Source organism: Paenibacillus sp. R-74696 (assembly GCF_055814915.1).
Window position 1 is genome coordinate 367690 of record NZ_JBPULM010000046.1, and the last position, 24142, is coordinate 391831.

General features: G+C 49.5%; 21 protein-coding genes. 3 read left to right on the forward strand and 18 right to left on the reverse strand.

Translation table 11 applies throughout. The features are described 5' to 3' along the window. The first annotated feature begins 19 nt into the window (after positions 1-19). Positions 20-1003, forward strand: a complete 984-nt coding sequence (locus ACSR9A_RS26110) for an HD-GYP domain-containing protein (RefSeq protein WP_473760805.1) — start codon at positions 20-22, stop codon at positions 1001-1003. Positions 1004-1145: 142 nt separating this feature from the next. Here ACSR9A_RS26110 and ACSR9A_RS26115 read toward each other — a convergent pair whose 3' ends face one another. From ACSR9A_RS26115 to ACSR9A_RS26130, 4 genes are all read right to left on the reverse strand, one after another. After that, a complete protein-coding gene (locus ACSR9A_RS26115) occupies positions 1146-1649 on the reverse strand; it encodes a ferritin (protein WP_056041379.1) in 504 nt (167 codons plus the stop codon). An 81-nt stretch (positions 1650-1730) separates the two neighbouring features. After that, positions 1731-1961: a DUF1450 domain-containing protein gene (locus tag ACSR9A_RS26120; protein ID WP_056041378.1), complete on the reverse strand. Its 231-nt coding sequence runs from the start codon at positions 1959-1961 to the stop codon at positions 1731-1733. 139 nt (positions 1962-2100) lie between these two features. Beyond that, on the reverse strand, positions 2101-3516 hold the full coding sequence (locus tag ACSR9A_RS26125) for a S41 family peptidase (protein ID WP_473760808.1): 1416 nt from the start codon (positions 3514-3516) through the stop codon (positions 2101-2103). 74 nt (positions 3517-3590) lie between these two features. Next, positions 3591-4577 (reverse strand): Gfo/Idh/MocA family protein, encoded by a 987-nt coding sequence (locus ACSR9A_RS26130; protein WP_473760811.1) that lies wholly within the window; start codon positions 4575-4577, stop codon positions 3591-3593. Between the two features lie 153 nt (positions 4578-4730). On the opposite strand from ACSR9A_RS26130, the gene ACSR9A_RS26135 reads away from it, so the two are divergent. Then, positions 4731-5528, forward strand: a complete 798-nt coding sequence (locus ACSR9A_RS26135; RefSeq protein WP_473760814.1) for a Cof-type HAD-IIB family hydrolase — start codon at positions 4731-4733, stop codon at positions 5526-5528. Between the two features lie 326 nt (positions 5529-5854). Here ACSR9A_RS26135 and ACSR9A_RS26140 read toward each other — a convergent pair whose 3' ends face one another. From ACSR9A_RS26140 to ACSR9A_RS26165, 6 genes are all read right to left on the reverse strand, one after another. Next, the gene (locus ACSR9A_RS26140) at positions 5855-6922 is read right to left on the reverse strand and encodes a sulfate ABC transporter substrate-binding protein (RefSeq protein ID WP_473760818.1); all 1068 of its coding nucleotides are present in this window, start codon (positions 6920-6922) and stop codon (positions 5855-5857) included. 45 nt (positions 6923-6967) lie between these two features. Further along, positions 6968-8032: a sulfate/molybdate ABC transporter ATP-binding protein gene (locus ACSR9A_RS26145; RefSeq protein WP_341279050.1), complete on the reverse strand. Its 1065-nt coding sequence runs from the start codon at positions 8030-8032 to the stop codon at positions 6968-6970. A gap of 3 nt (positions 8033-8035) precedes the next feature. Then, the gene (locus ACSR9A_RS26150) at positions 8036-8833 is read right to left on the reverse strand and encodes a sulfate ABC transporter permease subunit (RefSeq protein ID WP_056041368.1); all 798 of its coding nucleotides are present in this window, start codon (positions 8831-8833) and stop codon (positions 8036-8038) included. Beyond that, a complete protein-coding gene (gene cysT, locus ACSR9A_RS26155; RefSeq protein ID WP_473760821.1) occupies positions 8830-9645 on the reverse strand; it encodes a sulfate ABC transporter permease subunit CysT in 816 nt (271 codons plus the stop codon). Before cysT ends, ACSR9A_RS26150 begins: the two co-directional genes overlap by 4 nt. Before the next feature lie 519 nt (positions 9646-10164). Continuing rightward, complete coding sequence (locus ACSR9A_RS26160) at positions 10165-10800, reverse strand: YigZ family protein (protein WP_473760824.1); 636 nt, start codon at positions 10798-10800, stop codon at positions 10165-10167. A 24-nt stretch (positions 10801-10824) separates the two neighbouring features. Continuing rightward, a complete protein-coding gene (locus tag ACSR9A_RS26165; protein ID WP_430161594.1) occupies positions 10825-12174 on the reverse strand; it encodes a glucose-6-phosphate isomerase in 1350 nt (449 codons plus the stop codon). Between the two features lie 226 nt (positions 12175-12400). On the opposite strand from ACSR9A_RS26165, the gene ACSR9A_RS26170 reads away from it, so the two are divergent. Next, positions 12401-13297, forward strand: coding sequence for an NAD(P)-dependent oxidoreductase (locus ACSR9A_RS26170; RefSeq protein ID WP_473760827.1), 897 nt, complete (start codon positions 12401-12403; stop codon positions 13295-13297). Between the two features lie 231 nt (positions 13298-13528). Here the strand turns inward: ACSR9A_RS26170 and ACSR9A_RS26175 are convergent, their stop codons facing one another. The 8 genes from ACSR9A_RS26175 to tkt form a co-directional block, all read right to left on the reverse strand. Continuing rightward, positions 13529-14086, reverse strand: a complete 558-nt coding sequence (locus ACSR9A_RS26175) for a DUF420 domain-containing protein (protein ID WP_341279055.1) — start codon at positions 14084-14086, stop codon at positions 13529-13531. Positions 14087-14311: 225 nt separating this feature from the next. Further along, positions 14312-15940, reverse strand: a complete 1629-nt coding sequence (locus ACSR9A_RS26180) for a response regulator (protein ID WP_473760830.1) — start codon at positions 15938-15940, stop codon at positions 14312-14314. A gap of 81 nt (positions 15941-16021) precedes the next feature. Beyond that, entirely contained in the window at positions 16022-17776 is a 1755-nt protein-coding gene (locus ACSR9A_RS26185) for a sensor histidine kinase (RefSeq protein ID WP_473760833.1), read from the reverse strand. A gap of 97 nt (positions 17777-17873) precedes the next feature. Beyond that, positions 17874-19574: an extracellular solute-binding protein gene (locus ACSR9A_RS26190; RefSeq protein ID WP_473760835.1), complete on the reverse strand. Its 1701-nt coding sequence runs from the start codon at positions 19572-19574 to the stop codon at positions 17874-17876. 62 nt (positions 19575-19636) lie between these two features. Beyond that, entirely contained in the window at positions 19637-20518 is an 882-nt protein-coding gene (locus tag ACSR9A_RS26195; protein ID WP_473760836.1) for a carbohydrate ABC transporter permease, read from the reverse strand. A 12-nt stretch (positions 20519-20530) separates the two neighbouring features. Continuing rightward, positions 20531-21460, reverse strand: coding sequence for an ABC transporter permease (locus tag ACSR9A_RS26200; RefSeq protein ID WP_473760839.1), 930 nt, complete (start codon positions 21458-21460; stop codon positions 20531-20533). 183 nt (positions 21461-21643) lie between these two features. Continuing rightward, on the reverse strand, positions 21644-21961 hold the full coding sequence (ppnP, locus tag ACSR9A_RS26205; protein ID WP_046233271.1) for a pyrimidine/purine nucleoside phosphorylase: 318 nt from the start codon (positions 21959-21961) through the stop codon (positions 21644-21646). 29 nt (positions 21962-21990) lie between these two features. Then, positions 21991-24009, reverse strand: coding sequence for a transketolase (gene tkt, locus ACSR9A_RS26210; RefSeq protein ID WP_473760842.1), 2019 nt, complete (start codon positions 24007-24009; stop codon positions 21991-21993). Between the last annotated feature and the right edge of the window lie 133 nt (positions 24010-24142).

A 24142-nucleotide genomic window follows, 5' to 3' on the forward strand; every position in this document is an offset into this window, starting at 1 on the left:
TAAGTGGGGTGGCTACTGGATGAACGATCAGCTTAGAACCTTTTTACAATTAGGTGATGCCGTTATTATTACGGATGATCAGCATCAAATATTAGAAATCAATTCGAGCTATGAAGTGATAACCGGCTACAGCCGCAGAGAAATTTTAGGTAAAACGGCCGGTATTGTTCGCACCAGCCTTACTCCTGGACATATTCATGAGAGCATGAAGGAAGCGTTAAAGGCAAAGCGGCCATGGTCTGGCGTATTCATTAACCGCCGCAAGGATGGACAGCTGTGGCATTCCTCCATTACGATCACACCTTTATGTGTGGATGAGAGCTGGTATTATATCGGTATTTTCCGTGAATTGGAGCAGCTCCCTAGCGGCTTCTATATGCCTCAGGAACGGATTGGGCATATTCAAGGCTCGCTGCTCAAGGTGCTCGCCATTTCCTGTGAAATTCGCGATCCTGGCATTGAGTCGCATCTTGTGCGGGTGAGGGATCTTACGGAGGAGCTTGTGCGTTATCATAATGAGCGCATGCAGCTGGGATGGAAAGAAGAACGGCTTAGCCGCATCGCCTCAGCGAGCATTTTGCATGATATCGGAAAATCAGGCATTCCCGAGGGAATTTTGTATAAGCCAGGTCCGCTCGCTGACTATGAACGCACCATTATTGAAATGCACACGTTTATTGGCGTCGACATTATTGAGAAGATTTTCAACGAGTTTAATGACGAGCTGTTTACTAGCGAGCTGACGGCGAGCAGGCATATTATTTTGCACCATCATGAACGGTGGGATGGCAAGGGCTATCCGCATAAGCTTGCTGGAGAAGCTATCCCCATTGAAGCGCGCATCGTAAGCATCGTTGATGTTTTCGACGCCCTTACCAGCAAACGCCCCTACAAGGAAAAATGGTCGGAGGAGCAGGCGCTCGCTTACATTAAAGAGATGCGCGGCACCCAGTTTGACCCGGACTTAGTCGATTCATTTATTCAGCTGTATGGACAAGCGTAAACGGCTGTTGCCGTCCTTTAACGGCGTGGCGCGTTTCATTCCGAGAAATATAGAGAATGGATAACGAAATGATATCCTTCCCTATATTTGGACAAAAAGAGGGATTGGCGTAAGTGCCAATCCCTCTTTCTCATTTATTCCGCTATTCCGCAGGAGGCGTGAACGTGCGCTGTGCAAATTCAGCATCCAGCATATAAAACGCGTTGCTGTCTTTATCAATGCGTTTCAGCTTCGAAATGATGCCGTCGAACAAGGACTCCTCTTCTACCTGCTCATCGATGAACCATTTCAGGAAGTAGATCGTCGCGTGCTCGCGCTCGCTGAGCGCAAGGTCAGCAAGGTTGTAGAACTTGCGAGTGTTTTGCTGTTCATGCGCGTAAGCACGCTCGAACGCATCCAGCATCGATGCATATTCGTTCTTAGGCTCGTGCAGAGCAGACAAGGTAGCACGACGGTTGCGGTCGTTTAGGAATTTATATATTTTCATGCCATGGAAACGCTCTTCCTCAGCCTGGATAATAAAGAAATTCGCAAACCCGTCCAGACTTTCACCAGAACAATAGGCTGCCATTGCAAGATACACATGCGCCGAATAAAATTCAAAGTTCATTTGTTCGTTTAAAGCTTCAGCTAATTGATCATTCATTACTTATGCACCTCTTCTTTTTCGGAGTTGCCTCTATCTTAACACAAAAAAGGAGGACGGCAAAAGCCGCCCACCCTATATTTATCCAATTAATTTTTTTAATTCCTTATAAAGCTTCTCGGCTGACGGAGCGCTGACCACCTTGGACTTCACCACGGCAAAACATTCATGCCTGCATGTTTTGCAATTTCCGAGACAATCGGACTTCTTCATCTTGATGTCGGGAAACTTATCCTTCATCGCCTTATAGACCGGCTTCGTCCCGTTTTTGAAATTTTTGGTGCAATATTTGATCTTCAATAGGTGTGTCACCCCGCTGCCGCAACGGCTGTCTGATTATGGTTGGCGCTATTGTATGATCAGGCAATCGTCTGCTCGATCCAAAAGGCTCCCTATCAAATGATAGTAATAATCATTACCGTTGTCAATAGCCACGGGGCGGCGACCAACCTTATTTTTTCAATAGTTCTATGCCTCGCTGCAGCTGAGTATCTTCCTTATCCAGCTTTTCCTTGAGCAGCTCGACAATTTTGTACGCCGTCTTGTCATTAAGCGATCCGGTAACGTCCAGCTTCTCTGCCTTCTGAAAAGCGCGCATCGCCGCCTCCGTCGCATCATCGAACAAGCCGTCTTTGCCCACGGACGCATAACCGAGCTCCTTCAGCATCGATTGCAGCGTCTTGACGTCTTCGCCGTAGCTGCCGTTTTTCAGCTCGCTGCCGACCGGAAGCGGACGTAAGCTTGCAAATGCAGGCAGGCCGACAACCTCATTAGGCATGACGCCAACCTTGTGAATCCACGTGCCAGCAGGTGTTTTCCACTGTGCCTCGGTCAAGCTGAGCACCGAGCCATCCTTAAATTGCTCAAACGCCTGAACGACGCCTTTGCCATACGTTTTCTCGCCAATGACCGTTGCTCCCGCCGACTCCTTAAGCGCGGCTGTCAACACCTCGCTTGCACTTGCCGACTGGCCGTTCACTAGTACAACGATTGGAATCGTCCACTCTTCCTTTTGGGTCGATTTGTAAACAATCGGGTTGCTTTCTTCTTTATAGACGACCTCCAGAATCACTTTTCCCTTCGGAATCAGCTTGCTGCCAATCGCAATCGTCGGCTGCAGCAGTCCGCCTGGATTAGAGCGAAGATCCAGCAGCAGCTTCGTCATGCCCTGCTCCTTCATTTTCGCTACCGCTTCATCAAATTCTGTAGCCGTCTTCTGGGCGAAGCGGCTAATTGTAATATGTCCGATGCCATCCTCCAGCATCTCTGAGGTTACGGTATACACTGGAATCGCCTCACGCTTAAGCGTGATCTCGATTGGCTCCGTCTCTCCCAAGCGCTGCAGCGTCAGCGTCACCTCGGTACCGGACTTGCCGCGCATAAGTGCAATCAGATCCTGAAACTTAATCGCCTTCGTATCCTGGCCGTCAACCGCCGCAATAATATCGCCGGACTGCACGCCTCCGCGTTCTGCCGGTGCTTTGGGGGTCAGCGCATGAATGATGAACTGCCCATCCTGCTCACGCACCTCCGCCCCAACTCCAGAAAACTCGCCCTCATAGCCTTGCGTATAGGCATCGCCCTGTTCCTCGATTAAATAGCGGGAATACGGATCTTCCAGCGATGCTACCATTCCCTCGGAGGCGCCATTGATCAAATCCTCGCCATCCGCTCCATTTAAATATTTATCCATAATGGTATTGTAGGATACCGCAAAGTTCTGGAATGCAGGCTCTTTCAGCATCGGATAACGATGCCCCATCCAGAGCCACCCCACTGCGAACCCGGCAACCATAAATAATATAGCCCCAACCAGGCCAATTAACAGCACTCTGCGCCGTGCAGCAGCATGTGTAAAATACCTCAACTCGTCATCTCCCCAGGTTCAACTCTCATCCGCTTTCTTTACTGTATCTTATTGAAGGGGGATGGAGCAAATTTTCACAAAAGAACCCGCCGCTGCTCTCGTGCCGAGGTGAGACAGGCCTCAATTACCGCAGTCCCCGCTATCGCATCCTCAGGACCAAACAGCGGCTGTTCCTCACCAGCGGCAATCTGTGCAATTCGGTTGATTTGCATCACATAAGTGTTCAGGTTGAAAGGCCCTTCCTTACGCTGGCCATCCTCCGTATGTACAATAAAATAATCCTCTTCGCCCGGGCCAAAAGCGTTCGGCAGCTCAACCCGCCCCTTCGTCCCGAGAATTTCCATGCGGTTGCGGTAAGCTGCCCACATGCCGCAGTCGAATACGAGGCATACATCATTTGCGAACTCCAGAATGCCAGAAGCCATCATGTCTACCCCGCCATGCTCCTTGGAAAATAAACCATGGACGCTCGCTGCCACCGGCTCCCCGCCAAATATAAGCCGTGCTGCACTTATGAGGTAGCAGCCGATGTCATACAAGGAGCCGCCGCCCCATTCCGCGTTGTAGCGAACATTGCCCGCATCCGCTGCGTTATTGAACGTAAACGAGCCTGTTATGACGCGAAGCTCACCAATTTCGCCAGACGCGATAATCGCCTTTATCTGCTCAAAGCGTGGATGATGGCGATACATGAAAGCTTCCGCCATGACGATGCCTGCCGTCTGTGCCGCCTTTGCCATTTCCCCCGCATCCGCTGCCGTGATTGCAAATGGCTTCTCGCAAAGCACATGCTTGCCAGCCTCAGCCGCTTTAATCGCCCATTCCTTATGTAAATGATTCGGCAGCGGAATATAGACCGCATCAATATCTGGATCAGCGAGAAGCTCCTCGTAGGAGCCGTACGCTTTTTCAATACCTAACCGCTCTGCTGCTTCAACAGCACGTTCGATGCTGCGGCTCGCAATTGCAACCGCCTCGCCCCGCTCTGCCTGCTGAATGGCTGGAATCATCGTATGTATAGCAATGCTCGCACCGCTTAAAATCCCCCATCTTAGCTTCATCCTTGCCCATCCTCTCTCTGTCCATTCTTTAACAGCCTTTTCTATTATACAGGAAAAGCGGATGATCGCTTGTACGAACGCCGATTTTTCGCTACAATCAACCTAGCTTATGTACACGATAAAGATGCTTGGAGAGGGGAACATATTGTCATTATGTATAAACTAATTGCAATTGATGTTGACGATACACTGTTGAACGATGAATTGGTTGTAACTGAAGGAACGAAATGCGCCATGGAGGAAGCGATCGCGAAAGGCGTAACGGTGACGCTGGCTACCGGAAGAATGTACGCTTCGGCCAGACAAATCGCTGAGCAAATCCAGCTCAATGTACCCATCATTACGTATCAGGGCTCGCTAGTAAAAACGCTGCTGGACGGCAAGGTGCTGTATGAGCGCAGCGTGCCTACCGATGCGGCCAAGGAGCTGTATGCTTTTACAGAAAAACATGGCCTGCATTTGCAGCTTTATGTCGATGACCAGTTGTTTGTGAAGGAAGCGAATGATAAGGCACTTATGTATTCGCGCCTATCCAAAATCCCTTACACGGTAGCACCAGATTTCGAGGAGCTGCTGGAGCAGCCGAATACGAAAATGCTCATTATCGATGAGCCGGACTATCTCGATGAAATTGCTGAGCAGCTCAAGGCGCTTATCGGCGACCGTGTGCATATTACGAAATCCAAAGCTCATTATTTAGAGTTTATGCATAAAGAAGGAACAAAAGGACATGCGCTGCGTTTTATGGCTGAGCATCTTGGCTGCACGATGGACCAAACGATTGCAATCGGCGATGCATGGAATGATCACGAGATGATCGAAGCGGCTGGACTTGGCGTAGCAATGGCTAATGCGATTCCAGCGCTGAAAGAGGTTGCTAATTATGTGACGCTTAGCAATAATGATGAGGGCGTTCGTCACGTATTTGAAAAATTCGTTTTAAACTCGTAAGGGATAGGTTTAGGTGAGATGGGATTCTGTGCTGCGCGAAAAGGTGGGGGTTACGATCGCCATTGCTGTTGAATTTCCTCGAATTAGCCGTGAACGGCTGAAGTTCCACAGCAAAAGCGAGCACTTCGTTTCTCCACCCCCACCTTTTCACTCCGCTACGACCCGCTCACCTATACAACCTTAAAGCGTTTACCGATTTTTTGAGGCAATAAAACAAACCGTGGATCTGGCTTATTTAATAGCCAAATACACGGTTTGTTTGTTGTTACAAGATTTATTACAATATCTCATTACATTGTTAAGTGCAACTGCACATTTGACTGCAATTAAATACCTGCAAGCACTTGGTACCAAATGCCCTTTTTGGAATAGAGCGACTTCTTTACCTCGGGCCAGCCGCCGAGATAGCTGATGTCGAACAGCTGCTCAGGAACTACGTATTTGCTCGCCGATTCCTTGGCTACCGTCTCATTTACAGAACGGAAACCGTAATCGACAAGCACACGCTGCGCTTCATCGCTGTGCAAATATTGAATGAACGCTTCGGCCACCTCGCGGGTGCCGTGCTTGTCTGCATTTTTGTCTACTACCGTCGCTGGGTTTTCAATCAGAATCGTGCTTTTCGGCACGACGATATGATAGTCCTTGCCCTGCTTAATGCGGGCGAGCAGTTCGTTCTCATACGTCACGATCACGTCGCCGACACCGTATTCGAACGCCGCCATAGAAGCACGCCCGCTTTTATCGAGCGATTCCACGTTGGCATGGATCGCCTTGAGGAAGTTTTTCGCAAATGTAGGGTCCTTGGCACCTGTCTCTTCCTCCGACTGCTTCAATCCCGCGCCGTAAATTGCATTAATATCCCACTGGGCGCCGCCAGATGTTTTTGGATTCGGATAGACGACCTTCACTCCGCTGCGAGTAAGATCGGACCAATCTTGAATGTTCAGCGGATTGCCTTCACGTGTGCCAAGCACAACAATCGACTTGGTCACGAATTCTCCGTCCGCTTGCTCCTTCCAATTCGGGTTGATGAGTCCCGCATCAGCAATTTTGTTGACGTCGCCCTCCATCGCCAGCACGGCAACGTCGGCATTAAATCCGCCTATAATGGCCCGCGCCTGTGTCCCAGAGGCTTCATAGGATTCCTGAAATACAACCTTTTGTCCCGTTTGCTGCAGCCAGTACGTCTGGAACTGCGGCAAAATTTCGGCGAAAGCATCCTTCACTATGGAGTATGCACCAATGACAAGCGTGACATCGCCGTTTGGAACGGAAGATTCCACCGCCGGATCATTGTCTTGCGCTTCGCCGCAGCCCGCTGCAACAAGCAGCAGGGCGGTCGCAAGCAGCAGGGCAAGTATACGGCGGCTTGTTGTCTGAATAGCATTCATAATGGCATACAACTCTTTCTGCTCGATGTTTTCAAACCCAAGCTATTAGATATGAATTGGCATTGGATCTTCCTTCAGGCTGTTTTCCTGAATCCAGCTTTCTTGATCATTAAACAAATACGCCCGGTGCACCAGCACTTGAACGCGGTCGCCCGGCTGCAGCACATCCTTCTCCAGCGAACGGTAGGTGACAAGCTTAACCGAACCTACCTCAAGCTCAACCAGCCACTCGCTGCCGCGGAAATGAATATGCTTAACGTTTGCTGCAAGCGTCGCAGATGCAAGGCGAATTTCCCCCGGCTTGCCGATTTCAATATACTCGGGGCGGATGAGCGCCTTCGTTCCCGGTTTGCCAGCAGCAGAGTCAAAGCCTTTCAATGCGCCAACATCCTCGACAATTGTCGATTCCCCGATAAAGCTCGCTACGAACGGCGTCTGCGGGTCCTTGTAAATCGCCCATGGCGAGCCCTTCTGCTCCAGCCTGCCCTTGCTGATAATCATAATTTCATCAGCAACCTCAATGGCCTCATCCTGGTCATGCGTGACGAAAATCGACGTAATGCCAACGCGCTCAATCATTTCCTTGAGCCAAGTGCGCAGCTCCGTGCGGATTTTCGCATCAATCGCCGCAAATGGCTCATCGAGCAGCAGCAGCTGCGGCTCAGGAGCGAGCGCTCTAGCGAAGGCGACACGCTGACGCTGGCCTCCCGATAGCTGGTGAGCATAACGATGCTCAAAGCCTTTCAGCCCTGTAAGCTCAACAAGCGTCATAACACGCTCGCGGATTTGTTCTTTGGTTTGCTTTTTCACCTTAAGTCCAAAAGCGATATTATCATAAACGGTCATATGCTTGAACAGCGCATAGTTCTGGAATACAAAGCCGATTCCACGCTCCTGCGGCGGCAAATCATTGACGCGCTTGCCATGGAATACGATATCGCCAGAGGAAGGCGATTCAAGCCCTGCCAGCATGCGGAGAATTGACGTTTTGCCGCCGCCGCTCGGCCCTAGCAGGCCAATAAGCTGGCCTTTCTTAATATCGAAGCTGACATCCTGCACCGCATGAAAATCCCCGAAGCTTTTGTTTAAATTACGGACTTCAATATGCATGGCTTAATGCACTTCCTTTCGTTTCTTGGCCCATTCCATTAATAGCAGCAATCCTACGGAGAACGCCGCAAGCACGAGCGCAACCCCGTTCGCAGCCACAACATTAAAATTTTCCACATCCTGATACACGAGCGTCGTTGCCGTCTGCGTCTTATTCATAATATTGCCGGATACGACGAGCACAGCGCCAAACTCGCCAAGCGAGCGGGCAACCGTCAGCACAACACCGTAAATGACACCCCAACGAATCGACGGCCATGTCACCTGCCAGAACGTATACCACGAGTATGCGCCAAGCGTAGACGCCGCTTCCTCCTGCTGGGCCCCGATTTCCTGCAATACGGGCAGTACCTCGCGCACCATGAGCGGGAAAGTGACGAATAGCGTTGCAAGCACCATGCCTGGCAAGGCGTAGACGATTTTAAAGCCCGACGCTTCGAAAAAGGTTCCAATAACGGTACTTGGTCCAAGAATAAGAACAATCATCAAACCGCCGATAACCGGAGACACCGCAAACGGCAGGTCTACCAAGCTGTTCAGCAGGCGCTTGATACGCGGCCCGATCCATTTTGCCCGTACCAGATAAAGCGCAAGCATGACCCCAAAAAGTGTGTTTAATGCGGTTACAATAACGACGATTAATGCGGTCATCTTGAGGGCATGAAGCGATTGCTGCCTTAGCAGCCCTTCAGTAAAACCGCTCCAGCCTTCTGCCCAGGACCCGCGCACGATTTCGACAAGCGGTATGATAAGTAGAAGTATAAATACGACGTAAGTGAGCGTAATCCATAGTTTTCTCATTGGCCCGGCCTCCTGGATTGAATCAGGTTAACCGTCCACAAGATGACGAAGGATAAGGTGAGCAAAATAACGGAAACCGCCGCTGCTCCCTGCGGATTATCGCTTTCGATTTCCCCAAAAATATAAACCGATGCAATGAGCGTTTTGCCAGGAATGTTGCCCGCTACTAGCACAACTGCACCAAACTCGGCTATGCCGCGCGAGAATGCCAGCATCGCTCCGCTTATAATACCTGGAAGCATCGACGGTAAAATAATGCGAAAAAACGTCAGCGCTCTTGAAGCACCCATCGTATACGCCGCTTCTTCCTCTGAGCGATCCAGCTCCTCCAGCAAAGGCTGTACAGCGCGGATAACGAATGGGAAGGTGACGAACACCATCGCGATAATAATCGCCGGTTCATGGAATACGATATCGAAGCCAAGCTTCGTCGCCAAACCGCCAACAAAGCTGCGTGGGCCCAGCAGCAGCAAAATCATCAGCCCAGCAACCGCTGTCGGCAAAGCAAAAGGCAAATCGACGAGCGAGTTGAGAAATCTTTTCCCGGGAAATTTGTAGCGAATAAGCACCCAGCCAATCATCGTTCCAAGAAAAATGTTGATTATCGTCGCAATAACGGCGAGCCTGACGGTGAGCAGCACCGCTTTCCACGCGAGAGGATCGCTTACGCTTTCCCAGAACGGCTGCCAGCCAAGCGACAGCGATTGCGTGTAAATGCCGAAAATCGGAATAATAATCAGGATAATAAAATAAAGCATAACCGTACTTCGGAAGCCGAAGCTCCACCATTTGTTTCGAAACATAGCATTCACGTTGACGTTACCCTCCAGACCATCGACTCGTGTCGTAGGTGAAACCACAGACGAAAATAGAAAAGTACAAATACGAAAAGATAAAGCAAAAAAGATAATCCCTATTAACAAACTTGGTATTATCAATTTAGCAGATCATATTAGTCCAAGTCAATGCTAAATTGGCCTTTTATTTGTGGAGTTCAACTGATTGCTGGAAATGAGGTCTGCGCTGCGTGAAAGGTTTGGCTTACGATCGCTGTTGCCCGCGGAATTCTTCGATTGTACCATGTTCATGGTAGAATTCCGCAGGCAAAGGCGAGCGCTCCGCTTCTCCAGCTCAAACCTTTCACTCCGCTCCACCCCTTTTCCGGCTACTGTTGAAAAACCACAGAACAAAATCGCCAAAACCGCTCAGTAAAAAAGCGAAATACAAAAAACAAATACAAAATAATACAAAAAGCGCCTTATTCATTATCCCCAATGGGTTTATGAATAAGGCGCTTTTTGTTAATCTTTGAAAAGCATAGGATGGGCTTGTTATTCGCCCTCAATATAATAGACGCTCTCGCCTGCTTCTATCTCGGCTTGGCCCTGCGTGAAATCCGTCATCCACGCGATAAAAGCTTCCGCCTCCGGCTCCGCCGGCAAACAGCTGACGATGACGCGGTCCGTAAACTCCGTGCCGCCTACGCGTATGCCACGGCCGTGCAGCTCGTTCTCCAGCTTGCCATACCAAGTATAGTCAACGGAAACCCGCACCTCGAGGTGCAGGACGTTGACAATCTCGCCTGCCGCTTCGATTCCGGCTACCGCGCCGTCTGTGTAGGCCCGGACGAGTCCTCCGGCGCCCAGCATCGTGCCGCCAAAATAGCGGGTGACGACGACGGCGATATTTTTGAGACCCTTGTGCTTAATGACCTCCAAAATCGGCTTGCCCGCCGTGCCGCTTGGCTCGCCGTCGTCAGACTGCTTCTGGAATTGGTCGCGCTCCCCCACCATATAGGCGGAGCAGTTATGCGTCGCGGTTTTGTGCAGCCGCTTGATCTCGTCAATAAACTGCACCGCTTCCTCCTCAGTCTCTACTGGCTTTGCATAGCCAATAAATCGGGAGCGCTTGATGACGATTTCGGCATGGGCCTGCTGCCTAACCGTTCGGTAACGTTCAAGCTTCATCAGGAAGGAAGTCGGAAACGACGCCTACAGGCGCGCTTCCAGCTCCGCTTTCTCCTTCTCGTAGCCCGGTTTGCCAAGCAGCGCGAACATGTTTTTCTTGTATGCTTCTACGCCCGGTTGGTCAAATGGATTTACGCCGAGCAAGTAGCCGCTGATGCCGCAAGCCTTCTCGAAGAAATACACGAGGTAGCCGAAGGTGTATGGCGAGAAATCCGCAATGTTGACGATAAAGTTAGGAACTTGGCCGTCTGTATGCGCAAGCAAAGTGCCTTCAAATGCTTTTTTGTTGACGAAGTCCATCGTTTTGCCCGTCAGGAAGTTCAGACCATCCAAATCCGCATCGTCATGACCGATGGAAATGTGCTCGGACACTTCCTTCACTTGAATAACGGTTTCGAAAATGTTGCGGTTGCCCTCTTGGATGAACTGGCCCATCGAGTGAAGGTCTGTCGAGAAATCAACGGAGGAAGGATATATCCCTTTGTAGTCCTTGCCTTCGCTCTCGCCAAACAGCTGCTTCCACCACTCCGATACGAAGTGAAGCGAAGGCTCGTAGTTAACGAGAATTTCAGTTGTTTTGCCTTTGCGGTACAACGAGTTGCGGGCAGCCGCATATTGGTAGGCTTCATTTTCAGCCAGATTCGGATTGCTGTATTCTTTGGCAGCGTCAGCCGCGCCTTTCATGATCGCATCAATATCAACGCCAGCTGCTGCGATTGGCAGCAAGCCTACAGCTGTCAATACGGAATAGCGGCCGCCAACGTCATCAGGGATGATGAACGACTCGTAGCCTTCTTCGGATGCGAGCTTTTTGAGCGCGCCTTGCTGTTTGTCCGTCGTTGCATAAATACGCTTGCGTGCAGCTTCCTTGCCGTATTTTTTCTCCAACAGCTCACGGAACAGACGGAAAGCGATCGCTGGCTCAGTCGTTGTGCCGGATTTGGAAATAACGTTGATCGACCAGTCGCGGCCTTCAAGCAGCTGCGTCAAATGCGTCACGTAAGTGGAGCTGATGTTGTTGCCGGCAAAAAGTACTTGCGGCGTCTTGCGCTGCTCATGCGGCAGCAGGTTATAGAAGGAATGCGACAGCATTTCGATCGCTGCGCGCGCGCCCAGGTAAGAACCGCCGATGCCGATTACGATCAGCACCTCGGAGTCCGATTTAATTTTTTCAGCCGCCTGCTTGATGCGGGCGAATTCTTCTTTGTCATAGTTTTCAGGAAGGTCAATCCAGCCCAGGTAGTCAGAGCCTGTACCCGTGCCGTTATGTAGTTGGTCATGCGCAAGACGAACTTGCTGTGTCAAGTTGTCGATCTCATTTTGCCCAATAAACGTTAGTGCTTTGCTGTAATCGAAATGTACCGTTTTACTCATAAACAAATAAGCCTCCTTAGGAATATAAACGGCATCGCTGCCGTTTTTAAAATATCGTACGATTAACGGCGGGGCTCATGCTTCCCCCCACTGATAATCAACATCATGTATAGCGTCAAATCTACAATATCGGATTTAAACTATAAAAACAAGCTTATAACAATGAAATCTTGATGAAGAAGCCGTATAATGAAAGGAAAACGCTAGCCATGGGAGGAACCTTTTGATGAAAACAGCAGCATTTATCGGACTTGGTGTAATGGGTATGGGAATGGCGGCGAACCTGCTGCGCAAAGGCTATAGCGTCACGGTGTACAACCGCACGCCCGGAAAAGCGGCAGCGCTAATCGAGCTTGGAGCGACTGAAGCATTAACTCCGGCCGAAGCGGCCGCTGGCAGCGATGTCGTGATTACAATGATCAGCAATGATCAAGCAATACGGGACGTTTATTATGGTGAAAATGGGATTTTCGGCGCCGTCCGTTCCGGCACTGTGCTTATTGACAGCAGCACCATCTCGCCAAGTCTGGCGCGCGAGCTAGCGGCAACAGCCGAGCAGAAGGGTGCCTCGTTCCTCGATGCACCGGTTACAGGCAGCAAGCCGGCAGCCGATGCCGGAACGCTTGTATTTATGATTGGCGGCAGCAAGGCGGTGCTCGACGCCAATGACGACATTTTGCTAGCAATGGGCGGCAAGCTCATCTATATGGGCCAGAACGGCAGCGGCTCCATTGCCAAGCTGGCCCATAATACAATCGTCGGCATCAACGTTGTTGCGCTGACGGAAGGCATGGCGATTGCCGCAAGCGGCGGGCTCGACAGCAGCGCCTTTCTAGAGCTGGTGCAGGCCGGCAGCGCATCGAGCAAATCGGCTGAGCTGAAGGGCCCTAAGCTGATCAATGCCAATTATGATGTGCAGTTTTCGCTAGAGCTGATGCTCAAGGACCTTAAGCTGTCCTCCGTACTGTCAGACAGCCTGCGCGTGCCCACACCGCTGCTAGAGTCGGCGAAGAGCATGTTCCAGGTCGGGGAGTCAATGGGACTAAGCGAGCTGGATATGTGCGCCGTAGCGCAAGCTTACGAGCAGTATATCGGGCGCAAGCTCGGCGGTGGAAGCTTGTAGGCTTGCGGTAAGTGCGCTAAGCTTGCCTTGTGTGCTAGGCTTGCCGTACGTGCTAGACCTGCCTTGCTAAGAAGCAATGTTTAAGCGCGACACGATAGGAATGGAAGAGCATAGATAGCGAAGGCCATTCGAATGCTCCTCTGATTATAAAACCGGGTACAGCTTGTCCTTTAAAGTGACAGGCTGTACCCGGTTTTATTTTTGCATGGCGAAGCGGAAATCCGCTCCTCCTTAATAGTACGGCGAAATCATCAAGTAGACGACAACGCCCGTGAAGCTGACATAGAGCCAGATCGGCATCGTCCATCTCGCGATTTTGCGGTGGCGTTCGACCTGCATGGAGAGGCCTCTTGCCACAGATAGCAGCGCCAGCGGCACAACGACGATTGCCAGCAAAATATGCGTAATCAGCACGAAGAAATAAATGCTCTTCAATGCCCCTTCGCCGCCATATTTCGTCGATTCCGTCAAATAGTGATAGGTCACATAGGACACGAGAAATAAGGTCGTCGAGACGAATGCCGCTCCAATAAAACGGCGATGCAGCTTGATGTTCTTTTTGATAATCGCAACTAAAGCTACGACCAGAGCAATAAACGTAAAGCAGTTAAATACCGCATTGAGCAGCGGCAGCAATTTCACATTGAAGCCAAGCTCCCCGTCATAGGCCGGCAGAAAAAACAGCACCGTCACTAGCCCTACGATCACAACGGTCAAAATCGCAATCAGCGGCGTATAGTTTTTGTCCGGCAGCAGCTTAAGGCTCTGCTCCTGTTCCCTTTTACTCATCGCTTCTTCCTCCTACAAATATGCTTCTCTAAGTCCGAGAAATATAGAGAAAGGTTGGCGAAATCATATACTTTCTCTATATTTCAAGCAGAAAACAAAAGCTTCCTTCCCGATTATGCCATGCCAAAGACGCCTATTTCAGACGTTTATGTCACAAAAAATCGAATTCTAAGCATGAATTAGAAAAGTTGACACAAATGAAGCGCCAGCCGGACCCGCGTCAGCTTATACCGAATGAAGCTCCCGATAGTCCTGCGGTGTCATCCCATGCACCTTCTTGAATACTTTGATAAAATAAGGCGCATTGTGGTAGCCGACTTTACTGCCGATTTCATAAATTTTCAACTTTGAGTTTCGAAGCCAATAGGCCGATTTCTCCATCCGCATTCGCTGCATATAGTCGCTCAAGCTTTCATCGGTTGCCGCTTTATACATCTGGGAGAGATACACGGGATGAAGGAAAACATGCTCGGCAATCATCGTCAGGGAAATCGTATGAGCAAGTTGCTCGTCAATGAAGCGCTGCACCTTCTTGATTAGTCTAGATTGGCTGCCCATTGCCTCGGTCTCAAGCTGGCTGCGTATGTTCTCCGCCAATCGAACCAGCTTATCCCGCAGCAGTCGCTGCTGCCTTAAAGACTCGAATGTCATCATTTGCTGGTCACCTAATTCCAAAAAATCAAACAAGCCGTACCCGCTTTTATGGGCAATAAAGCTAAGTGTACCTGTTACGGCACAATAGACCTCCAATGAATGCTCGGCGGAGCCGTCAAAATCGGTCTCAAGCTCATCGAAAATCAAGCTCAGCTTTTCCATAAAGGAATCCCATCTTCCCGACTCCAGCAGATCAGACAGCAGCGGCGGCTCATACAAATGCTTGAATGTACGGATGGAATTCATCCTCAACTGCTCGCCGAGCGGAAGCAGCAATCCCCTTCCTGAGCCGACATGCTTGAGATAAGCCGTAAGCGCATGACGATAGGAGGCGGCCAAATGCTCGGGAAACCGCCCCCAAGCACTGATGACAACCGATATCGACCCATTCAAATACCGCTGCACCTGCTGCTGCAAATAGAGGCACCGACGCGCAAGCTCCTGCTCCACCAATTCGCCTGCCATTCCGCCCTTCCCATCCAATGCGCGAACCACAAAGGCCAAATAATCACGGGAATCCTTGCACATCCACAATTGATAAAAATCGTTCAGCACCTCCTCGGCAATATTGCCGACCGCATATTCAAGCAAAGCCCGATCATTGTGCCCATATTGAAAAAAAGGCTCCTCCAGCCGAATCAGCAGCAGACTGACAGAATGCTCCAGCGAAAAAGGAAGCGAGAGCTGCTGAAGCCTCTGTTCTAAGGCAGCGGATGAGATCTCCCGATCTTGAAGCAAATCAATCAGCAAGTCTTGCTGCAGCAGCGGCAAGTTTTCCCGCATTGCCCGCTGTGTGTTATCACGTAAAACGGCTGCTTCCCATTCCTTCTGTACAGCTTGCAGCGCCTTATTTACCGCGCTAATCAGGTCCTCGTCATTGACCGGCTTGAGCAAATAATCAGAGGCGCCGCTAGTCAGCGCCTGCTTGGCATATTCAAATTCGGCATAGCCTGTGAGCAAAATAATAGCAGTCGAATCTGACGATTTTCGCACGCGCTCCATGAGCTCTATACCGGAAATGCCCGGCATCCGGATATCCGTAATGATTAGATCCATAGGGCATTTGCGCATAATCGCCAGCGCATCCGAAGCGGAAAAAGCTTTATGAATTTCAACGTCAGCCATTCCATATTCAAGCAGCGTCGCCGCAACCCCTTCAACTACCGAACGTTCATCATCAACGATCATGAGCTGATACATGGCCAAGTCTCCTTTTTTCCTGACATGATTGCAGCGCTCCGTGCAGCCTTCGCGCACGCACTTACGCACTCACTCACTCACTCACTCACTCTCACGTCCGCTTGAGAGTGCCCTCCACCGAATCGTTGCGCGAAGGCCACCTTTAGACGAATGCTCCAGCGTGAGGCCAGACGCTCCGCCGTATTTATGAACAAGCCGCTGATGGACATTGCGCAGGCCGCAGCTCTCGTCCAGCCCTGCATTAGCGCTGATTTTCTGCCGCAGCCGCAGCAGCTCCTGATCACTGAGGCCCACACCATCATCTTCACATACTATTTCATATCCATGCTCGCCGATAAGGCCCGTAACTTTAATCATGCCTATCCCTTCTCTTGGCTCCAAGCCATGAATAATGGCATTCTCAATAATTGGCTGCACGATCAGCCTCGGCAGCTTGAGCTCCAGCATGGCATCCGGAATTATAATTTGAAAGTGGATGCGGTCCATCCTCATATTTTGAATCGACAAATAGTTGTGGGTCAGCTTGATTTCCTCGCGCAGCGTCGTTTCCTGCTGATCTACATGGGTCGTATAGCGATAATAGTCGCCCAGCTTGACCGCCATCGCCATTACGGCGTCCCGCTCGCCTATGCGCGTCATATTTTTAATGAAAAATAAGCAATTGTACAGAAAGTGTGGATTAATCTGCGATTGCAGCTGCTTCAGCGTAGCTTCTCTGGCATGCAGCTTCTCCGCATAGATACTATTGATTAAATGCTGGATTTGCTCGCTCATCAAATTGAACTGCTCAAATAAATAACCGAATTCGTCATGCTTGCGGCTGCCAACACGTACGGCATAATCGCCCCTGCGCAGCCGCTTGGCGGCCAAATACAGCTCCCTAATCGGGACCTGCACATTGCGATAAAGCAAAAATGCGGATAACACGCTTATGAGCAAAATTAGACAAAGTGATATCCAAAACCAATTGCGGCTGGAGGTTATCGGAGAAAGAATGCTTTCAAGCGGCATATATTCGATTAAATACCAGCCTGTAGCCTCCGACTTGGCATAAAGGATCATATATTCTTCATTTTGCAGCGATGCCAGGAACGTCCCTTGCTTTACATCTTCCTTATATTTCTCAAACAAAGGCAGCAGTTCATTAATTCGCTGCATGTCTGCTGTACGCGCAACGATGGGGGCAGCATTTTCATGATATAAAAAAGGGTCGCCGGGACTGTCCGCCTTAAACCGGGTCAGCATATCCGAAATATCTCTCGTATCGACCCGAATCTCGCCCACCAGATCAGCCTGCTCCAGATCCTCGTAAACGAACAGCGGCTCCACAATCCGATAAACGAAAGCGTTCGGTATTCGGCTGTTGTCCTCTACCGAGTAAGTCCATATGAACGGCTTAAGCTCGCCTTTATGCACCGTATTGACGAACATTTGCTTATAGGAAATAGAACCGTGTGTACTGACTACTTCCCCTGAAAGCGGCGCATATAACGTATAAGCACGCTCCAGAATACCGGCCTTCCCTTTGATGTCCAAATCATCCTGCAGTCTCAGCTTCGTCTCAAACAGCTCGGAATTCGTGCTGGAGGAGGGCAGCGTTGTAAAAGCGCGTACTAGCGGCTCAATGGCTAAATTATTTACTGAAATCATATATTGATCAAATTCAGCATCAATCTGTTGAACAAAGAAAGAAAGCTTGTCCCCGCTGTTTTGCCTGATTTGGTCCTCTACGACATGAATGCTTATTTGATTTGAATAGGAATACAAACCGATAACAGGGATGAGCAGCAGCCCCATAATGGCTAATATTTTTTTGAAAATATTTGATTTCTCCATTACAGAGCCTTCCTTCCTGAGCAAAAAAAGCGCCGTATTCCCCTCCTAAGGGATTGGGCGCTTCTATTGTTTATCCGATGTTAGGTTGCCCGATTACTTATTTTTGAACAGCAGCATACCATTCATTAACCTCTTCGGTAATGGTGTCCCCAGCAGAAGCTTTCCACTGTGTGACGAACGCGTCAAAGGCGTCAATCGGACTGCCGCCGTAAATGATTTTATTAAACGTTTCCTTTTCGCTTTTGCTGAGGAAATCCCAGCGCTTCTTGTAGGTTTTGGTCGGAGAGCCAATATACAAATTTGGCATCGCATATTCCCGCTGGCTGTAGTTGACTGCACCAGCTGTAATATTTTTATCCAACCCTCTGGACTGCTTCTGCTCGAACGCCGTAGCCGGCTCCTTGCCACTTGCCAAATCGTTCATCGTCTGCATAACGAGGGAAGGGATGCGGGCGCCATCAAACAGCAGGGTATACTTTTCAACATTCATTAGCGGCTTGTCTGCCGGAAACTTAGCTTCATCCCAGACTGGCTGCCCATCCTGAAGCATAAAATCATAGCCTTCTTTAAAGCCGTATTCAAACGGACTTCCAGCCTGCGGATTACCCTGCTGCTCATATAAAAGGTTGGCATACATAAAAAAAGCTTCCGGATGCTTGAAGTCTTTATTGATTAAAATGACTCCATTGCCCGTTCCCGATTTGCTGCGGCCAATTTTCCCATCTGGTCCCGCAGGCAGAGGATATGCGCTGTAGTCAGCATTTTTATCTACCTCTTTAACCGCTGGCAGCGGCCAGCCTCCTGCCCAGTAAGGAGCAGCTACGATTCCCGCCTTGCCTGATGAAAATAATTCAGCAGCCTTGCCTTCATCATGCAATCCCGCTTCCTTGTGAATGTAGCCCTTCTCCATCCAATTCTTCAGCTTCGCAAGCACCGTCTTCACCTCCGGTGCAATCGAGCCGTAAACAAGCTTGCCTGTCGCGGCATCCACATTCCACTGCCCCGGCATTGCGCCGTAAGCGCCGAACAGGAAGTCGGCATCTGCGAGTCCCCATGTGTTCATGCCATTTTTCAAGCCTACTGCCAGCCCTACGGTGTCCTTCTTGCCATTGCCGTCTGGATCGCCGTTCGTGAACAGCTCCATCATCTTTTCCAGCTCTTCAATTGTTTGCGGCGCCTTCAAATTCAGCTTTTTCATCCAATCATCTCTGATCCATAAAACGGTGTCATTATTGTTAGAGTAATCGAGAATCGGAATCGCGTACTTTTTTCCATCACGAACATAAGGATACCAGACTGTTTCGTCCTCCGCCATCGCTGCTTTGTAGGCATCGCCGGCATATTTGTCGAACAGGTCGCCAACGTCTGCGAACTTGCCTGAATCGATTAATGCGTCGATAACATCCTGTGAGCCCCGATATTGAATAATATCAGGAAGATCCTCGTTCGCGGACAAAATCAAGCGGATTTTCGTATCAATCGCGCTGCTGTCGGCCGTCCATAAATAATTGAGATCGATATTGAACGTATCCTTGGCCCATTGGACATGAGGATTATTGTTGATGTCCTCCCCGGCGCGAAACTTCACATCAGTGGTCATCTGGCGAACAATATTGATTTTTAGCGGCTCCTCGTATTTGCCCGCTTTGATCGCTTCATCTGCGATGGCTACAGCTTGCGGCTGCGGGGCATTGCTTGACGCTTCCTCATTTCCTGGCGATGAGCAGGCCGTCACAGCTGTCATACCCAGCATTAAAGCGCTCCATAATGCGGTCGTTTTTATCCAGCTTTTATTCATCGTAGACACTCCCCCTATTTAATGGCTCAGCTATCGCACTTTCTGTGTAGCGGACGATTGTGCTATTCCTTTACGGAACCAAGTACAATCCCTTTAACGAAAAATCGTTGCAAAAACGGATACACGATAATAATCGGCAGGGTAGCAATAAAAATCTGTGCCGTTTTCACCGTCCGGTTCGACAGCTCCTTCATTTCATCTGCATTGACGCTCATGCTGCTTAAGTCCCGCTGGACTACAATCGTCTGCAAAAGCGTAGACATAGGATATTTTTCGGCATGAGTCATATAAATCAGTCCATCAAACCAAGCGTTCCAGTGACCAACCATTGTAAAAAGGCCGATTGTTGCCAGCGATGGGAGCGATATCGGCAAATAAATTTGCCATAATGCGCGAAAGTGGCCCGCTCCATCTATAAAAGCCGCTTCCTCCAGCGCTTTCGGCACCGATGTGCGGAAAAAATTCATCAATAAAATCGTATTATAAACGCTAACCGCTCCCGGAAGAACGAGTGCCCATACCGAATTCAGCAGCCCCAGCTTTTGTACAACGATATAACCGGGAATCAGCCCGCCGCTGAACAGCATCGTAAACACGAAAAACCAGGCATATATATTTCTTCCCTTGAATTCAGAGCTCTCTTTGGACAAGGCATAGCCAATCAGAATCGACAAGGAAAGCGCAATCGCTGTGCCAAGAGCCGTTCGAATGATTGAATTTCCAAAGGAGCCGATAAAAAATACATTCGACAATGTAGATTTATAGGCGTCTAGAGAAAAACCAACCGGCCACAGCTTTACCAAATTGGCATCGGCTGCCGCCGAGGTACTGAACGATACCGCAAGCACATGAAGGAGCGGTGCTATACACATGAAGGACAACAGGGCTAGAAAAGCAACGTTGAATGTAGAGAAAACACGATAAGAAATTGAACGATAATGCATGCCGCTCCCCCCTTAAAAAATGCGATAATTGGCCAGCTTGTAGGCAAGCCTATATGAAATAACAATCAAGATAAAGCTGACTAGCGATTTGAACACGCCTACGGCTGTACCGAAGCCAAAATCGCCACCCAGCAAGCCTACTCTGTAAACATAGGTGTCGATGATATCTCCCTTTTCATAAACAAGCGGGTTGTATAGATTAAAAATCTGGTCGAACCCGGCATTGAGCACGTTGCCAAGCGATAAGATCGCAACCACAATCGTAATGGGCAAAATAGACGGGATCGTTATCGAAAGCGTCTGACGCCAGCGATTCGCCCCATCAATAAGCGCCGCTTCATAATATTCGGGATTAACGCCCGCAAGCGCCGCTAGAAAAATAATGGTCGAGAAGCCGAAATCCTTCCATACATCGCTGACAATGATCGTAAATCTAAACCAATTCCCATCGCCAAGGAAAAAAATCGGCTCGATTCCAAATACCCCAAGCAGTTGATTGACTAGTCCGCCATCTGTAGAGAGCATATCGAGTAAAATGCCTCCTAGAATGACCCAGGACAAAAAGTGGGGCAAATAGACGAGCGTTTGCACAAACCGTTTAAACAGCATTTTACGCACTTCATTGAGCAGCAGCGCAAAAACGAATGGAACAATGAGATGCGCTGCAATTTTGATGCCCGCGATCAGCAGCGTATTCCATATGACTTGCCTTGCATCCGGATATTCAAACATCAGCTTGAAATTTTCCAGCCCGATCCATTCGGAATCCAAAAATCCAAGCTGGGGCTTGTAATCCTGAAAGGCCATCACGAGTCCCAGCATGGGCAAATATGAAAAGATCAGAACAAGAACTATACCCGGAATGAGCATGGCGTGCAACGGCCAAGTGAGCTTGAAATTCCACCTCCGCATCGCTCTTTGTTTCAATAAATCCCCCTCCATTTAACCTTCTTCTTGTTTATTGTTAGCGGTTACAGAAGCTATTGTAGCTTTCCAAAGCCATGGGGAGATATAACAATGTTTTAGGATTTATGTTGTTTGGTTAAGGAAACATCGGTTATTCGATGAACGACGAAAAGGGCTGCTTCGCATATGCGAAGCAGCCCTTCCTTTGATTTCGGAATCTTATTCGTAAATGTACGAGCAGCAGTAATCTGCTACCGTCGCAACCTGAAGCTTGAATTTCGTGTTGGCAGGCACAGTGAACTCGCCTTTGCCTTGAATGTGCAGCCACTCCGTCTCGCCAGGAAGCAGCACTTTCAAATCACCAGCAAGAATTTCCATAATTTCTACGCAGTCTGTACCGAACTCGTAGTCGCCTGGCAGCATAATGCCGAGCGTTTTTTTCGTGCCGTCCGCGAACAATACAGCGCGGCTTGTTACTTTACCGTCAAAATAAACGTTAGCTTCTTTGACGACCGTTACATTTTCAAATTGAGACATGGCGGTATAATCTCCTTCTATTTCGAAAATTAAAGTACGGATTTCACTTTGCTTACAACGTTCTCAACCGTAAAGCCATATTCAGCGATGACGCGGTCGCCAGGAGCCGAAGCGCCGAAACGGTCGATACCGATAATCGTGCCTTGATCGCCAACATAACGCTCCCAACCGAATGGGGAAGCCATTTCGATAGCAACGCGTGCTTTAACTTCAGGAAGCAATACAGAATCTCTGTAAGCTTTGTCTTGCTTTTCGAACAGATCCCAGCTCGGAAGGCTGACAACGCGAACTTGAATACCTTCTTCTGCAAGAGCTTTCTGAGCAGCAACAGCCAGTTGAACCTCGGAGCCTGTAGCAATGATTTGCGCTTGCGGCTTGCCGTCTTTCGCATCGGATACAACGTATCCGCCGCGGCGGATGCCTTCGCGTGCGTTATCTACAGAACCTTCAAGAATCGGAAGGTTTTGGCGAGTCAGAACAAGCGCTACTGGATTGCTTGTGTTCTCCAGCGCATAAGCCCATGCTGCGGAAGTTTCATTGCCATCAGCTGGACGAATAACCGTCAGATCAGGGATGATGCGAATCGAAGCAAGCTGCTCGATTGGCTCATGTGTAGGACCGTCTTCGCCGACTGCAATACTGTCATGGGTAAGTACGTATACAACAGGAAGCTTCATCAGCGCTGCCAGACGAATAGCAGGACGCAGGTAGTCGGTAAATACGAAGAACGTACCGCCGAATACTTTCAGACCTGTATGAAGAGCAATACCGTTCATTGCAGCAGCCATACCGAACTCGCGAACGCCGAAATAAATATTACGGCCATCGTAGCTGCCTGGCTTGAACACTGGCAAGCCTTTCAGGTGAGTCATCGTCGAGCTTTCAAGGTCAGCGGAGCCACCAACAAGGCTAGGGACATTTTTCGCTAGGCCGTTCAGGGCATTACCAGAAGCTACGCGAGTCGATACAGGCTTGTCTTCTGTTGTGTAAACAGGAAGGTCTGCATCCCAGCCAGCTGGCAATGAACCGGAAGTTGCGATTTCGAATTGAGCAGCAAGCTCAGGATTTGCTTTTTTGTATTCAGCAAACAAAGCATCCCATTGCGCATTGGACTCTTCGCCTTGCTTCTTCACTTCTGCGAAGTGTGCGCGAACTTCGTCTGGCACGAAGAACTGATTGTCTTCTTCCCATCCGTAGAACTGCTTAGTCAGCTTCGTTTCTTCAGCGCCCAGCGGCGATCCGTGAGGACCTGCATGTCCGCCTTTGCCGCCTTTGTTCGGGCTGCCGTAACCGATAACCGTCTTCACTTCGATCAAAGTCGGTTTAGCATGGTCTGTTTGCGCTTCTGCAACCGCTTTGGACAAAGCATCCAGATCGTTGCCGTCTTCTACGCGCAGCACTTGCCAGCCGTATCCTTCAAAACGCTTCTGAACGCTCTCCGAGAAGGACAAGCTCAGTTCGCCATCGAGGGAAATATCGTTCGAATCATATAGTACAACCAGTTTGCCTAGCTGCATGTGACCAGCCATGGAAGCCGCTTCATGCGAAATACCTTCCATCAAATCGCCGTCGCCACAAATCGCATAAGTATAATGGTCGATTACGTTAAAGCCTTCTTTATTATAAGTAGCTGCAAGCTGTGCTTCTGCAAGCGCCATACCAACGCCCATAGCCACGCCTTGTCCCAGTGGACCAGTCGTTGCGTCAACGCCAGCTGTGTGGCCAAACTCAGGGTGACCCGGAGTCAGGGAGCCCCATTGACGGAAGTTTTTCAGTTCCTCAATTGGGAGATCGTAGCCAGAGAGGTGCAGCAGGCTGTATAGCAGCATGGAGCCGTGTCCTGCGGAAAGTACGAAACGGTCGCGGTTTACCCAAGTCGGGTTAGACGGGTTGTGAACCATGCTTTTAGCGAAAAGCTGATAACCCATTGGAGCTGCACCCATTGGCATGCCTGGGTGTCCAGATTTTGCTTTCTCAATCGCATCGATCGCAAGCGTACGGATCGTATCAATCGAAAGCTGGTCAACTGATTTTTGAGTCACTGTCATTAGCTTGTTTCCTCCTAAAAATCCATTCTGGTCTTCTTGTTTTAAGTGTTGCTCTCTCTCTTTAGAAGCATGGCAAAGCTTCCGTTTTGCGATGAAATATAAGGCGGAAAGCCTGCATTTTTCAACATGCTTA

Bases quoted from the DNA above. Each gene is read 5' to 3' on its own strand.
- ACSR9A_RS26110 (WP_473760805.1), top strand. From the start codon at position 20: ATGAACGATCAGCTTAGAACCTTTTTACAATTAGGTGATGCCGTTATT.
- ACSR9A_RS26115 (WP_056041379.1), bottom strand. From the start codon at position 1,649: ATGAATGATCAATTAGCTGAAGCTTTAAACGAACAAATGAACTTTGAA.
- ACSR9A_RS26130 (WP_473760811.1), bottom strand. From the start codon at position 4,577: ATGAAGCTAAGATGGGGGATTTTAAGCGGTGCGAGCATTGCTATACAT.
- ACSR9A_RS26135 (WP_473760814.1), top strand. From the start codon at position 4,731: ATGTATAAACTAATTGCAATTGATGTTGACGATACACTGTTGAACGAT.
- ACSR9A_RS26140 (WP_473760818.1), bottom strand. From the start codon at position 6,922: ATGAATGCTATTCAGACAACAAGCCGCCGTATACTTGCCCTGCTGCTT.
- ACSR9A_RS26145 (WP_341279050.1), bottom strand. From the start codon at position 8,032: ATGCATATTGAAGTCCGTAATTTAAACAAAAGCTTCGGGGATTTTCAT.
- ACSR9A_RS26150 (WP_056041368.1), bottom strand. From the start codon at position 8,833: ATGAGAAAACTATGGATTACGCTCACTTACGTCGTATTTATACTTCTA.
- ACSR9A_RS26160 (WP_473760824.1), bottom strand. From the start codon at position 10,800: ATGAAGCTTGAACGTTACCGAACGGTTAGGCAGCAGGCCCATGCCGAA.
- ACSR9A_RS26165 (WP_430161594.1), bottom strand. From the start codon at position 12,174: ATGAGTAAAACGGTACATTTCGATTACAGCAAAGCACTAACGTTTATT.
- ACSR9A_RS26170 (WP_473760827.1), top strand. From the start codon at position 12,401: ATGAAAACAGCAGCATTTATCGGACTTGGTGTAATGGGTATGGGAATG.
- ACSR9A_RS26175 (WP_341279055.1), bottom strand. From the start codon at position 14,086: ATGAGTAAAAGGGAACAGGAGCAGAGCCTTAAGCTGCTGCCGGACAAA.
- ACSR9A_RS26180 (WP_473760830.1), bottom strand. From the start codon at position 15,940: ATGTATCAGCTCATGATCGTTGATGATGAACGTTCGGTAGTTGAAGGG.
- ACSR9A_RS26185 (WP_473760833.1), bottom strand. From the start codon at position 17,776: ATGGAGAAATCAAATATTTTCAAAAAAATATTAGCCATTATGGGGCTG.
- ACSR9A_RS26190 (WP_473760835.1), bottom strand. From the start codon at position 19,574: ATGAATAAAAGCTGGATAAAAACGACCGCATTATGGAGCGCTTTAATG.
- ACSR9A_RS26195 (WP_473760836.1), bottom strand. From the start codon at position 20,518: ATGCATTATCGTTCAATTTCTTATCGTGTTTTCTCTACATTCAACGTT.
- ACSR9A_RS26200 (WP_473760839.1), bottom strand. From the start codon at position 21,460: ATGGAGGGGGATTTATTGAAACAAAGAGCGATGCGGAGGTGGAATTTC.
- ppnP (WP_046233271.1), bottom strand. From the start codon at position 21,961: ATGTCTCAATTTGAAAATGTAACGGTCGTCAAAGAAGCTAACGTTTAT.
- tkt (WP_473760842.1), bottom strand. From the start codon at position 24,009: ATGACAGTGACTCAAAAATCAGTTGACCAGCTTTCGATTGATACGATC.